The sequence below is a fragment of the Gracilibacillus sp. D59 genome (assembly GCF_052246695.1).
In the GTDB taxonomy this organism is placed as follows: Bacteria; Bacillota; Bacilli; order Bacillales; family Amphibacillaceae; genus Gracilibacillus.
Genome location: NZ_JBQQCK010000001.1, coordinates 536,774 through 550,392 on the forward strand (window position 1 = coordinate 536,774; position 13,619 = coordinate 550,392).

Sequence of the window (13,619 nt, forward strand, 5' to 3'; positions counted from 1 at the left end):
TGTCCAAGGAAAGGAGATAGCTATGACGAGTAAAGTTGTATTAGTTGGTGCTTTAGATACAAAAGGTGAAGAGTACTTGTTTGTAAAGAAGATATTAGAGGATAATAATATAGAGACTTTAACCGTTAATACAGGTGTACTTGACGAACCGCTGTACACTCCAGAAATATCTGCTGATGAAGTGGCTAAAGCTGGTGGCAGTGATTTACAAACTCTCATTTTAGAAAATGACCGTGGGAATGCTGTAGCAGTTATGACAAAAGGTGCAGAGGTAATCATGGAACAATTATGTAAGAAGTATCAAATATCGGGAGCATTTGGCATGGGAGGTACTGCAGGAACTACGGTTGCTGCATCCTCAATGCGAGCGCTTACTATTGGAATTCCGAAAATCTTAGTTTCTACTGTAGCATCCGGAAACACTCGTCCTTATGTAGGAGTGAAAGATATAACCATGATGTATTCTGTCATAGACATCGCTGGGATAAATCCATTATCTAGTAAAATATTAAGTAATGCAGCACATGCACTATCTGGTATGGCAATGGCATCCAATTCTGCTACTGAACAAACTAGTGTCAAACCAATGATTGGTATGACAATGTTCGGTGTAACCACCCCATGTTGTACTCAAATTCGTGAGACACTAGAAGAAAAAGGCTATGACGTTCTTGTTTTTCATGCAACTGGGGCAGGTGGTATGGCAATGGAAGAACTAATAAGAGCAGGTTTTATTGGAGGAGTAGTCGATGTTACAACTACTGAACTGGCAGATGAATTAGTTGGCGGGGTTTTTAATGCTGGTCCAGATCGTTTATTGGCTGCTGGTGAATCAGAAATCCCTCAAGTTGTCTCTGTTGGTGCTTTAGATATGGTGAACTTTGGTCCACCTGAAACCGTTCCTGAATCTTTCTCTAATCGTCAGTTCTATCAGCATAACCCTACAACTACATTAATGAGAACTACTGTTGCAGAAAATCGTGAACTGGGCAAACAATTAGGTGAAAAACTTAGTCGATCCTCTTCACCAGTTGTTGTTATTTTCCCTAAAGGTGGTGTCTCGCTGCTAGATACAACTGGTAATGAATTTGACGGTCCGGAGCAACGAGAAGCACTATTATTTGGAATTCAAGAAACGCTAAGAGATAATATCCCCCTCATAGAATTAGAAGAAGATATCAACCACCCATCTGTAGCTATCAAATTATCACATACACTAATGGAAATGATGGAAACAGCAAAAGTAAAGGAGGATTAATATGACATTAAGCCGTGAGGAAATTTTAACTAATTTAAATAAACAAATCGAGCAAAATAGCCCAATCATCGGTGGTGGTGCAGGATCTGGTATTTCAGCAAAAAGCGCAGAATCTGGGGGTATTGATTTAATCATTATCTATAACTCTGGTAGATATAGAATGGCAGGCAGAGGATCATTAGCTGGTCTGATGCCTTATGGAGATGCAAATCAAATTGTAGTGGAAATGGGACATGAAGTACTATCAATTGTAAAGGATACACCGGTGCTTGCAGGTGTATGTGGAACAGACCCCTTCCGTACGATGAATGTCTTTCTAGATGATTTAAAACGACAAGGTTTTGCTGGTGTACAGAACTTCCCAACTGTTGGTCTGATGGATGGTACGTTTAGACAAAACCTTGAGGAAACAGGAATGGGATACACTCTTGAAGTTGAAATGATTCGAAAAGCTCATGAAAAAGGATTATTAACGACACCATATGTTTTTGATGAAGATGATGCTGTTGCTATGGCTGAAGCCGGAGCCGATGTGCTAGTGGCCCATATGGGTTTAACTACGAAAGGGAGCATCGGAGCTAGCACGGCACTGTCTTTAGAAGAAGCTACGGCTCTTGTCCAAAAGATACATGATGCCGGTAAAAAAATAAATCCAAAGATTATCGTCCTTTGTCATGGTGGTCCAATTTCTGAACCAGAAGATGCTGCATACGTTTTAAATAATACCGATGGAGTTGCAGGATTTTTTGGGGCATCGAGCATTGAAAGGCTCCCAACGGAAAAAGCCATTACTAGCCAAGTAGAAACTTTTAAAGCTATTAATAGATGATTTTTCAAAAGACACTCAGCAGGTTTAACACTGTTTGGTGTCTTTTACTTTTCAAAGAAATAGTTTACTATCAAACCTGTCCCTGCCCCCTTTTCTAACTGCTTGTTTCCTTCTTTCCTATCCTTTTCATGGAATATCTCTGCTATAGTCATCGCCATTTCACTCCCTTTATAATAACTTTGTCCACACGTGAAGAAGAATTGGAACGTGAGAATGAACTTTTACGTGCGGAATTAGCTTTTATAAAAAAGCTCCGAGCTTCAGGGAGAAATATTCCGAGCCGACTGCTAAAACAGAAGCCAAAGTCATCCAAGAACTCCGGCAAAGCTTCCAATTAGTAATTCTTCTTGAAGCAACAGGTATTGTTTGAAGAACACAATGGAAATTATGGCTCTCGTCGTATCACCAAAGCACTTCAAAACGAGGAAATGACCATCAATAAAAAGAAAGTACAACGAATGATGCAGAAATTTGGCTTGAAGTGTCTCTCCTATACGCGCAAATCACGTAAATACAGCACGTATAAAGGAAAGGTTGGTACCGTTGCGAAAAATCGTATCCATCGCCGTTTTTACACCAGTGTTGTTCATCAAAAAATTACATTCACCAATGGAAAATTTCTTTGGAATCCTGAAACAAGAAATGTATTATGGAAAAGTCTATAACAATTTTACAGAACTGGAGCGTGCAATTAAAAAGTATATTAACTATTACAACAACAAACGAATAAAAGAAAAGCTGAATTGGAAGAGTCAGTTCAGTTTCGAAAAGCTCAATAAAGGCTTCTCACCACCATGCCCGCTTAATTGTTTTACAAGAACATCTAGCTGTCAAGAGCCACTTCGTTCCTTCTCTTGACAGCCATATAACCTTGTAAAAAAATGGTTGGTAAGCACGGCGACGAAGAATCTTGAGAAATCGGAGTAGAATTTCTACTCCGAATAAAAGTCTAACTTTTTGGGGGTAACCACCTATGCTAGGATTGGTATGCTAACTTATTTCCATCGACTTAGGTCTAGTTTTTAAGTGGGACGTCATCATTTTTTAAATATAAGGATAACCCACGAAAGGAGTACAATACGTATTTTCTACAGTTTTAAGCAAAACTCCAGGCACCACCTAAATAATTTCCTGCCCCAGTGCCACAAACGGTTGGTTTAAAGGGATTTTAGGTTTGTCGTTATGCACTATAACTAACCTATATTTCAACTTTTTTTATAATCTTATTTTGTTACACCTGACTGATAAGCTGCATGAGCAACAGCTTTTCTTACATTTTCCACTACTTTTTCGTTAAACACACTAGGAATTATATAATTGGGATTCAACTCTTCCTCCGTAACCACATTTGAAATTGCATGAGCAGCTGCTAGTTTCATTTTTTCAGTTATTTTAGAAGCTTTTACATCTAAAGCTCCTCTGAATATACCTGGAAAACAAAGAACATTATTTATTTGATTCGGATAATCCGATCGTCCAGTTGCAAGAACCCTAACATACGGTTCTGCTTCTTCAGGTAATATCTCAGGTGTAGGATTCGCCATCGCAAATACAATCGGATCTTTACCCATATTTTTAATGTCACTTACTTGAAGTACTCCTGGAGCTGAAACACCAATAAATATATCAGCATCAATGATGACATCTGAAAGGCTACCTACCTCAAAGTTTGGATTAGTGTTATTTGCATACCATTTCCATTTATCGTTCTTATAGTTTTTTCCTTTTACTAAAGCACCATCACGGTCCACACCAATAATATTCTGAACCCCAGCAGATTGTAACATTTTAGTGCAAGCAATTCCTGCTGCTCCTATTCCACAAATAATAACTTTACAGTCTTCTAATCTTTTTTGAACTATTTTAATGGCATTTAATAATCCAGCTAAAATAACAACAGCTGTTCCATGTTGATCATCATGAAACACTGGAATATCCAACTCTTCTGTCAATTTTTGCTCTATTTCAAAACACCGAGGAGACGCTATATCCTCTAGATTTATCCCACCAAATGAAGGAGCGATACCTTTGATCATTTTAACTATTTCATCAGTATCTTGGGAATCTAGACATATTGGGAACGCATTAACATTACCAAGCTGTTTAAATAATACTGCCTTTCCTTCCATTACGGGCATAGCAGCTTCAGGTCCTATATTTCCTAGTCCTAAAACTGCCGATCCGTCCGATACTACTGCAACTGTATTTCTCTTAATAGTTAACGAGTGTGCTAAAGATTTATCTTCACTTATAGCAAGGCAAATTCTTGCCACCCCGGGTGTATAAACACGTGATAAATCATCTCTATTCTTTACAGGTAGCCTGGGAGTTGTTTCAAGTTTTCCACCTAGATGAACTAAGAAGGTTCGGTCTGATACATGAATTGTAGATACTCCTGGTAAAAGATTAATTTCTTTAATTATGTTATCGATCTGATTTTCTTCTTGTACGTTTACAGTAATGTCTCGAATTGTTATATTTTTTTCTTCCTTGATAACATCGATTGCGATAATGTCTCCCTCCGCATTATTTACTACAGTGGCAATTTGACCAAACATTTTATTACTTTTTTTGATTTCAAGTCTAATAATGATACTAAGACTGCCTTTAAGTTGCATAATGTTAACCTCTTTTCACTTTTTGTAAGCCATCTTTTTTCATCGTGTACAAAATACGGAATAGCAAATAATAGAATGGATTAGCTCTTTTTTATCCTTGATTTTTATAGGTCATCTAATTGGCCTCTATCATTAATAATTTTATATAAGGCTTGGGTACCATCATTTTCTCTACCTAAACTAGCTAATTCTTTATAAAAGGACGATGATAATGATAACCCTTTTGCCTCAAAATCCATTGTTTTAATTTGGTCTAAAGCGATATCCATATCCTTAATAAAATGTTTTACATAAAATCCTGGTTCAAAGTCACCATTAATAATACGCGGAGCCAGTTTACTCAGTGCCCAGCTCCCTGCAGCTCCTGTTTCAATGCTTTGGAGTACGGTAGTTGGTTCAAGGCCAGCTTCTTTAGCATAGACTAGTGCCTCACATACACCAACCATATTGCTAGCAAGTGCGATTTGATTGCACATCTTCGTATGTTGACCGGCTCCAGCCAGACCTTGATATACGATATTACTTCCTATAACCTTAAAAATAGGTAGAACCGTTTCGTATACCTCTTTAATGCCCCCTACCATAATAGCTAGCTTACCTTCTTTTGCTCCAATATCTCCGCCAGATACTGGGGCATCAAGAGAAAATGAGTTTTTTTCTTTTGCTTTACTTTCAATCTTTTGTGCTAGAAGAGGACTAGAAGTGGTCATATCTATTAAATAAGAATAGGGTTTTATATGATTCAAAATGCCATTTTCACCAAAATAAACTTCCTCTACATCGTTTGGATAACTAACCATTGTAATGATAATGTTTGAATTGCTTGCGACTAATGCTGGACTACCTTGCCAATTTGCTCCTTCGCTTAACAACGACATTGCTTTTTGTTTCGTACGAGTATATAGGTTCAAACAATATCCGGCTTTCAATAAATTTCTAGCCATACTTGCTCCCATAACTCCAAGTCCAATAAATCCAATTGTTGTGTTATTTGGATGAAGTGGTTCCAACAAAAAAACCTCCCGTTTCTTAAAAGCTTATCTATGATTAATTACTTTATTTTGTAAGATTCCAATTTCATCAATTTTACACTCAATTATATTTCCGGCTCCGATAAACTCTGCACCAATTGGACTGCCAGTTAAAACAACATCTCCTGGCAATAGAGTCATCACATTAGAAAGGTAGGCAATCATTTCTTTTACAGATATAATCATCAGGTTTGTAGAACTATTTTGTTTTTCAATACCATTCACTTCTGATTTCACATATAAAGTTGATAAATCAATATCTGTTTCTATGAACGGTCCTATTGGCGTAAAGGTATCGAATGCTTTACCAATTGTCCAATGACCATCTTCTCTAAAAAACTGCGGTGCTGTTATGTCATTACCTATTGTGTAACCAAACACATAATCTAACACATCATCGGCTTGTATCTGTTTACACTTCTTCCCAATGACAACAACTAATTCCGATTCAAACTTCACTTCATTGATTCCTTGAGGGATAATGATTTCATCATTAGGTCCGATAACTGATGTTAATGGTTTAAAAAAGAAAACAGGGATATCAGCAGGCTCTTTTGGTAATTCCCCTAACTCCTGTACAAAATTAGCTCCAATTCCAATAATCTTATTAGGGGAAATAGGAGCTAACAATTTCACTTCATCTAATGAATAGCTGTCACCTGTATAAGTCCACGTTCCCAAATAATCTCCACTTATTTTTTTCACTTCCCCTTGAGAAAGAACTCCTGAGGAAATCTCATTCTGATACTCATATCTCAAAAATTTCATCTTCATCCCCACTTTTCTAATACTACACTCTTTGAATGTATTAATGTCTCACCTTAGCTTTTGCCTCTATGCGTCGACGATGTAATATTGGCTCCGTATAACCATTCGGTTGGTCCACACCTTTAAAAACTAAATCGCACGCAGCCTGAAAAGCAATGGAAGCGTTTAAATTTTTAGACATTGGTTTGTATTTAGGGTCTCCACTATTCTGTTCATCGACAACTCTAGCCATGCGTTTCATCGTTTCCATGACTTGCTCTTTCGTACAAATGTCATGATAAAGCCAATTGGCAATATGTTGACTAGAAATACGAAGAGTGGCACGGTCTTCCATTAAACTTATATTATTAATATCTGGAACTTTGGAACAGCCAATCCCCATGTCAATCCAACGAACAACATATCCTAGAATACCTTGAGCATTGTTATCTAACTCTTTTTGTATATCTTCAGGTGTCCAATTCATCGTTCTACTCACAGGCACATCCAAAATTTCCTTTCTTAAATCTTCATATTGTTGAACCAGTTCACTTTGAACTTGCTGTACATTTATTTGATGATAATGAAGAGCATGTAATGTAGCTGCAGTAGGTGAAGGAACCCAAGCTGTATTTGCACCTGCTTTTAACTGATTTCCTTTTTGATTTAACATATCTTTCATTAAATCAGGCATAGCCCACATTCCTTTACCAATTTGTGCGTGCCCTTGTAAGCCTGTAGCTAACCCAATGTTCACATTTGATTTTTCATAGCTTTGTAACCAATTAGAAGTTTTCATTTCGTTCTTGCGAATCATTGGTCCAAGCTCCATAGAAGTATGGATTTCATCACCCGTTCTATCTAAAAATCCTGTATTAATAAAGGCAATTCTTTCTCTCACTTGATATATACAATTTTTCAAGTTTAATGTTGTTCGTCGTTCTTCATCCATTACACCAATCTTTAACGTATTTTTATCCAAGTCCATCATTTCTTCTATACGATTAAAAAGCTGATTGGCGAAGGCTACTTCCTTTGAACCATGCATTTTAGGCTTAACAATATAGATAGAGCCTTTACGGGAATTTTGGTAGTTACTATTTCTCAATAGATCGTGCTTAGCGATTAAACTTGTCAATACACCATCCATAATTCCTTCAGGAATTTCTTGTTGATTTTCATCTAGAATAGCATTGGTTGTCATTAAATGGCCGACATTCCGGATAAACATTAACGAGCGGCCCTGTAATGTGAATTTATTTCCTGTCGGAGACACGTATTGACGGTCTGATTGAAGTGTTCTAGTTACTTTTTGAGAGCCTTTCACAAATGAAGTGGAAAGGTCACCCTTCATTAATCCGAGTAAATTACGATATACTACTATCTTATCGTTTGCATCGACTGCAGCTACGGAATCTTCACAATCTAATATCGTTGTTAAAGCTGACTCTATTAAAATATCCTTAATACCTGCATTATCTTCAGAGCCTATTTTATCCCGTTTATCAATTTGAATTTCAACGTGTATATGATTATTCTTCAGCAAAATTGCCTCAGGATTTAGTCTATTTCCACGGTATCCAATAAATTTCGCTTTATCACTCAGCATAGTAGATTCGCCATTTTCAAGCTCCATAAGTAAGTTGCCGTCCATAATAGAATAGTTTGCAACTTCAGTATGAGAATGAGCTTTTATTGGAAAAATGTCATCAAGAATTTGTTTAGCAATGGAAACAACCCTTTCCCCTCTTTTCGGGTTGTAGCTATTACTGCGTTCTGCCCCCTCCTCTTCACTAATGACATCCGAGCCATACAGTGCATCATATAAACTTCCCCACCTAGCATTTGCAGCATTCAGTGCATACCGGGCATTGTCTACTGGAACAACTAATTGAGGACCTGACTGAATTGCAATTTCTTCGTCAATTCCTTGGGAACTAACTGCAAAATCATCTACTTCAGCTTCGATATAATTTATTTCTTCCAAAAAGCTCTTGTAGGCATCCACATCTAAAGCATTTTTATTTTCTTTGTACCAATTGCTTATTCTTTCTTGGAGCGTATCTCTTTCTTTTAATAACCTATTATTCTCTGGAATAAAATCATGAATAAGTTCAGAAAAGTCTTCCCAAAACTTATCTCTAGTTAATCCACTCCCTGGAAGCGCCCTTGAATTAATAAACTCAAATAATTTTTCATCCACATAAAGATTGCTAATCAACACATACCCCATCATCAATTTCACTCTCCTCTTCTTGTTCAAGTTTAAAACCATCGAGTGGTAACCATTTTTTTTCTTGTGTAAAATTCAATTCCATCTTTTCCGTTTACATGCAAATCACCATAAAATGATTTCTTCCATCCTGAAAATGGGAAAAAGGCCATTGGAGCAGGAACATTTACATTAATACCAATCATACCTGCATGAATATGGTCTCTAAACTCTCTGGCAGCCTTGCCACTTTTGGTGTATAAGACAGCTCCATTGCCAAATTCCGATTGATTGGTTAGCTCTATCGCTTCTTGTAAATCTTTCACACGAACAATACTTAAAACAGGGGCGAATATCTCATCTCGCCAAATTTGCATTTCAGTTGAAACATGATCGAAGATAGTTGGGCCCAGAAAAAATCCGGAGTCTTTTTCTTTTGTATCGAGCCTACCGTCACGGACTAAATTCGCCTTTTCTTTTAGTCCTGTTTCAATATAATCTTTCACTTTTTTCAAGTGGGAGTCTCTAATAACTGGGCCTAAAAAGACGTCCTCATTCATCCCTTCTCCGATTTTTATATCATTAGCTCCCTGTACTATTTTTTTCACTAATGTATCCGCGATTTCATCTACCACTACAACTACTGAACATGCCATACAACGTTCACCTGCACTGCCAAAAGAAGCACCCAATATACCTTGAACAGTCTTATCCATTTCAGCATCTGCTAATACAATAGAGTGATTTTTCGCACCAGCTAATGCTTGAACACGCTTACCAAATTGGGATGCCTTTTGATAAACATACTCCGCAACAGGTTGAGATCCAACAAATGAAATAGCAGAAACATCCTCATGCTCCAAAAGCCCATTTACTACATCCTTCGATCCATTAACAAGGTTTAACACTCCATTTGGTAATCCCGCTTCTGAAAATAATTCGGTTAAACGTTGTGCTAATAGAGGAGTTCGTTCGGATGGTTTTAGAACAAATGTGTTTCCACAAGCAATAGCAAGAGGAAACATCCAACAAGGAACCATCATTGGAAAGTTAAACGGAGTAATTCCACCTATCACTCCTACTGGATAACGATACATTCCGGATTCCATGTCTGTCGCAATATCTGGTAAGACAGAACCCATCATCAAATGAGGTGTTCCAGCAGCAAATTCAACACATTCTATCCCTCTTTGCACTTCCCCTTGCGCTTCTGAAATAGATTTACCATTTTCAAGAGTAATCAATTCTGCCAATTCCTCACGATTCTCGATTAATAATTGTTGGTATTTAAATAATATTCTTGCTCTACGTGGAACGGGTGTTTTGCTCCAAGAAGGAAAAGCTGACTTTGCCGCTGCAACTGCCTGTTTAACATCTTCCATACTTGAGATCGGTACATATGCTAATAACTGACCAGTTGCTGGATTGGGTACTTCTTCAACTTGGGTCGATGCTGCCGGTATCCATTCACCATTAATATAATTTTTTAAGTGTTCAACCATGTTTAGTCTCCTTCTAAATGAAATTATAGGAATAACACGTTTCATATAATTCGATAATTTCTTCCTTGGAAGGTACCTTAGGGTTATTATCAGGACTTCCACTTGCTAATGCGTCGTCTGCCATTTTGCAAACGAATTGTTTAAATTCAGTAAGTTCGATTCCCCAGTCTTTCATATTTGGTATATTTAATTCAGCACAGAGCTTCTTAATTTCCTCTACTGCCAAATCAGCAGCCTCAACATCAGATAATTTTTCTAGATCTGGATTAAATATTCGTCCTATTATCGCCATTTTTTCTACACAACTTTCTTTACTAAAATAAAGAATTGGTGGGAGAATCATGGCATTGGAAACACCATGGGGGACATGAAATAGCGCACCAATTGGTCGGGACATTCCGTGAACTAAACAAACGGAAGCATTACTAAATGCTACTCCAGCTTGCATGGATGCTAGTGCCATTTTTCCTTTTGCCTTTTGATCTTGATTAGTATAAGATAATCTAATATTTTGTGAGATGAGACGTATTGCAGATAATGCTAAATTGTCTGTCATTGGGTGGGAAAGGCGTGAGATATACGCTTCTATGGCATGACATAATGCGTCTATCCCTGTACTTGCTGTAATATGTGATGGCGATGTGTACGTTAGAGTTGGGTCAACTATGGCAACGGATGGTATTAAAGCAGGATCTTTAATCATCATTTTTACATCATTTTTTGTATTTGTAATTACGGTAACATCGGTTACTTCAGATCCAGTTCCTGCGGTAGTAGGTAAGGCAATAAAAGGAATAGTAGTATGCTTCATATGTTTTTTAGATTCAAAATAGTCGACTATATCTCCATTATGATCTGCAAGTACAGCAACTGCTTTTCCTGTATCAATGCAGCTTCCACCTCCTAAAGATACAATCACATCACAATTTCCATCCTTAAAAAGCTTAAGTGCCTCTTCCACATGTCTATCAGTTGGTTCTGAATTCACACCTAAATAGGTCAAACAGTTAACACTTGATTGTTTTAAAAACTGAATGCATTGATTGACATGTCCTAAGCTATCCATTACTTTGTCACTAATTAGCAAGCATTTTTCCCCATGTTTTTTTACCTGCTCTCCTACTAAGCTAAACGAATCTTCACCATAATAAAGACTTTTTGGCATCCTAAACGAAAAAATGTTATTCATCTGCGTCCCTCCCTATCATTGATTGATTATTAACTTTTGTATTTGTACTATTTCCGAATTGCTTTGCATATTCTACATCTTTATACGTATCCTCTAAATAATAAGGATAGCCAAACGTCATCTTCACTCTTGCCATAAAATATGGTTTGTTATGCAAACTCCAATAATGTCCAAGCCTTTCCCAATGAGTACTTGCTTCTTTTAGTAAGGATATTGCCAGATTTTTATGGGGTAATGAAGGATTTAAACTATATCTGTTAAGCTCAATAGCAGCTTTAAATTTGTTTTGATAATACCTTCCTAATTCGACCCAAGCATATAAATCTAATTGAGTACATTGGCAATAGCTAGTTTTCTCTTCTTTGGGTATTGTCTCTAAATCTATTAAAATTTTCTCCACGTTCTTTGTAGATTCTTCCAAAATAGTTACAATATCATAAGGGGTCTCTTTATAACCTGTCCTAACTTGTTCTAGATCACCATTATTCTCCGCTTTTACAAACTCATCAATACTCATTACACCACTTCCTGGCATTGCCTTAGCCTCAACAAAGTCCAGAATTGTTTTAAATCCTGATACCTGTGAAAGACAACTTTCTGGATGCCATTGAAAATCATAGTCCATCCAAAACAGTCTATTCACAGCAGGTATGATTTTAGATGATTCACGTAGACCAATTAAAAACCTCCCTGCATGCGCTTTGCCATAAGGTTCCCGCAATAAATATTCCCAAACTTCATCATCTATGTCAGGGTTATAAGATAAGCGTCCCCATAATTGAAATTGAAATAAATGTTTTTCAAAATCGTAAGTCCATGTTTTATGGCCATAATTAACATGCTGAAAATCTTTCCCCCATATATAGCCATCTGCTCCCCAATAAAAGCCTTTCACATAAGGTTTTAGCATTCCTTTTACATAAGCACGAACGTAATCCGGATCCCCCCACCGGAAGGTAAATACATCATCATTTCTTACGGTATAAAGTACCTGGGTCTTTTCAAGATCTATCCCTTCCCACGCCCCCCATAATTGTTCGAATTGAGGCTCAGAGTGAGAATAACAGTGAGCATTAGAATATTTCCAACTAATATATAAATCCTTGGAATCAAATTGTTCTTGTATGACATCTTTTATTTCTTTTCCCGCATTTTGCATATTGGTACGGTGGATAAAAGAAATGTGACGTCCTGATTCCTTAATCGCTTTTACATAAGTTTCTGCAATCCAAGCTTCCTTCTCATACCCGGTGCCATCCATCCATTCGCTTGCCGAAGTCCCAATCCCTTTTAAATCAGGATAAGTAAGGAGTACTTGCAAAATCATTTCATAAAAATAATCTTTAATTATTTCGGAAGTTTCTCTGAATCGATTTAGTGTGGTGCCCACTCTATGAATCAGATGGTCATACATATTTCCAAATTCACCTACAGAGGAAGGATAACCGAGACCAGTTGCTACTTCTGGTAACAATCTAATATTCCAAGTAAATAAAAATATGTCGATGCCTCTATCCTTTGCATACTTCATTAAATTTCTGAAAAATTGTATATTTTCTTTGATTTTTTGATCTTCAAAAGGATTGGCTTCTCTATATTTCGATGATACAACCATTAAATGAAATGGGTGTTCTGACCACAAACTCAAGCAATTATAACGATTCTTGGCTAACATATCGATATAAGGACGCCAATATTCCATGGTCATACAAGTATCTTCATTTTCACGCAAAGCATCACCCTGATCGAAAGGAGCATATGGTAAATTATACTTAATGCCCCGCATCTGCAGGCTTGGTTTTTGGCTTACTTGTTCATCAGCTAATAATTTTTTTCCGCGCTCTATCCACTCTGCCCACTCTAGACAACCATACATGACCCCTCGAGAATCTTTACCCTCTATAATAATTAGTTGATCTTTTCGTCTAATTAAAAAAGCTTCATCCTCAAAAATATAGGATTCATTAATTTTTCGTTCATCCACTTTTCGTACTACAATGCCTTTTGATGGATATAAGGTTGTTACATGTTTCTCATATTGTTCTACATAAAATATATCCCTCCGAAGTAAACTTTTTTTTATCTCGTCTACACCAAATTGAATGACCGGATCACTAGAATCATAAACAAGTTTCAATCACGTTTTCCTCCTTCCGCTAAAAAAGAAGCTATAAATATTGAAAAGATTATATGATTTATTACATTATAGAGGGCAATCTTTACGGCAATAAAC

General features: G+C 36.9%; 9 protein-coding genes and 1 pseudogene. 3 read left to right on the forward strand and 7 right to left on the reverse strand.

The annotated features are described in order from the left end of the window. Positions 1–22: 22 nt before the first annotated feature. The 3 genes and pseudogenes from ACTWP4_RS02455 to ACTWP4_RS02465 all read left to right on the forward strand — a co-directional run. Positions 23–1,258 carry a Tm-1-like ATP-binding domain-containing protein gene (locus ACTWP4_RS02455; RefSeq protein ID WP_443127165.1) on the forward strand — a complete coding sequence of 412 codons (1,236 nt, stop codon included), beginning with the start codon at positions 23–25 and terminating at the stop codon, positions 1,256–1,258. A 1-nt stretch (position 1,259) separates the two neighbouring features. Next, complete coding sequence (locus tag ACTWP4_RS02460; protein WP_443127166.1) at positions 1,260–2,087, forward strand: phosphoenolpyruvate hydrolase family protein; 828 nt, start codon at positions 1,260–1,262, stop codon at positions 2,085–2,087. A 371-nt stretch (positions 2,088–2,458) separates the two neighbouring features. Then, positions 2,459–2,858, forward strand: a pseudogene (locus ACTWP4_RS02465) (IS3 family transposase); the annotation flags it as partial. Between the two features lie 452 nt (positions 2,859–3,310). Here ACTWP4_RS02465 and ACTWP4_RS02470 read toward each other — a convergent pair. The 7 genes from ACTWP4_RS02470 to ACTWP4_RS02500 form a co-directional block, all read right to left on the reverse strand. Continuing rightward, complete coding sequence (locus ACTWP4_RS02470; protein ID WP_443127167.1) at positions 3,311–4,705, reverse strand: NAD-dependent malic enzyme; 1,395 nt, start codon at positions 4,703–4,705, stop codon at positions 3,311–3,313. Between the two features lie 104 nt (positions 4,706–4,809). Beyond that, positions 4,810–5,715, reverse strand: a complete 906-nt coding sequence (locus tag ACTWP4_RS02475) for an NAD(P)-dependent oxidoreductase (RefSeq protein ID WP_443127168.1) — start codon at positions 5,713–5,715, stop codon at positions 4,810–4,812. A gap of 27 nt (positions 5,716–5,742) precedes the next feature. Then, positions 5,743–6,504, reverse strand: a complete 762-nt coding sequence (locus ACTWP4_RS02480) for a fumarylacetoacetate hydrolase family protein (protein ID WP_443127169.1) — start codon at positions 6,502–6,504, stop codon at positions 5,743–5,745. Positions 6,505–6,544: 40 nt separating this feature from the next. Beyond that, a complete protein-coding gene (locus ACTWP4_RS02485; protein WP_443127170.1) occupies positions 6,545–8,719 on the reverse strand; it encodes a malate synthase G in 2,175 nt (724 codons plus the stop codon). A gap of 29 nt (positions 8,720–8,748) precedes the next feature. Beyond that, positions 8,749–10,197, reverse strand: a complete 1,449-nt coding sequence (locus tag ACTWP4_RS02490; RefSeq protein ID WP_443127171.1) for a CoA-acylating methylmalonate-semialdehyde dehydrogenase — start codon at positions 10,195–10,197, stop codon at positions 8,749–8,751. A gap of 13 nt (positions 10,198–10,210) precedes the next feature. Next, the gene (locus ACTWP4_RS02495) at positions 10,211–11,386 is read right to left on the reverse strand and encodes an iron-containing alcohol dehydrogenase (protein WP_443127172.1); all 1,176 of its coding nucleotides are present in this window, start codon (positions 11,384–11,386) and stop codon (positions 10,211–10,213) included. After that, a complete protein-coding gene (locus ACTWP4_RS02500; protein ID WP_443127173.1) occupies positions 11,379–13,523 on the reverse strand; it encodes a hypothetical protein in 2,145 nt (714 codons plus the stop codon). Before ACTWP4_RS02500 ends, ACTWP4_RS02495 begins: the two co-directional genes overlap by 8 nt. Between the last annotated feature and the right edge of the window lie 96 nt (positions 13,524–13,619).

What these genes read in the sequence shown, in the direction of transcription:
- ACTWP4_RS02455 (WP_443127165.1), top strand. Translation starts at nt 23, where the DNA reads ATGACGAGTAAAGTTGTATTAGTTGGTGCTTTAGATACAAAAGGTGAA.
- ACTWP4_RS02460 (WP_443127166.1), top strand. Translation starts at nt 1,260, where the DNA reads ATGACATTAAGCCGTGAGGAAATTTTAACTAATTTAAATAAACAAATC.
- ACTWP4_RS02470 (WP_443127167.1), bottom strand. Translation starts at nt 4,705, where the DNA reads ATGCAACTTAAAGGCAGTCTTAGTATCATTATTAGACTTGAAATCAAA.
- ACTWP4_RS02480 (WP_443127169.1), bottom strand. Translation starts at nt 6,504, where the DNA reads ATGAAATTTTTGAGATATGAGTATCAGAATGAGATTTCCTCAGGAGTT.
- ACTWP4_RS02485 (WP_443127170.1), bottom strand. Translation starts at nt 8,719, where the DNA reads ATGATGGGGTATGTGTTGATTAGCAATCTTTATGTGGATGAAAAATTA.
- ACTWP4_RS02490 (WP_443127171.1), bottom strand. Translation starts at nt 10,197, where the DNA reads ATGGTTGAACACTTAAAAAATTATATTAATGGTGAATGGATACCGGCA.
- ACTWP4_RS02495 (WP_443127172.1), bottom strand. Translation starts at nt 11,386, where the DNA reads ATGAATAACATTTTTTCGTTTAGGATGCCAAAAAGTCTTTATTATGGT.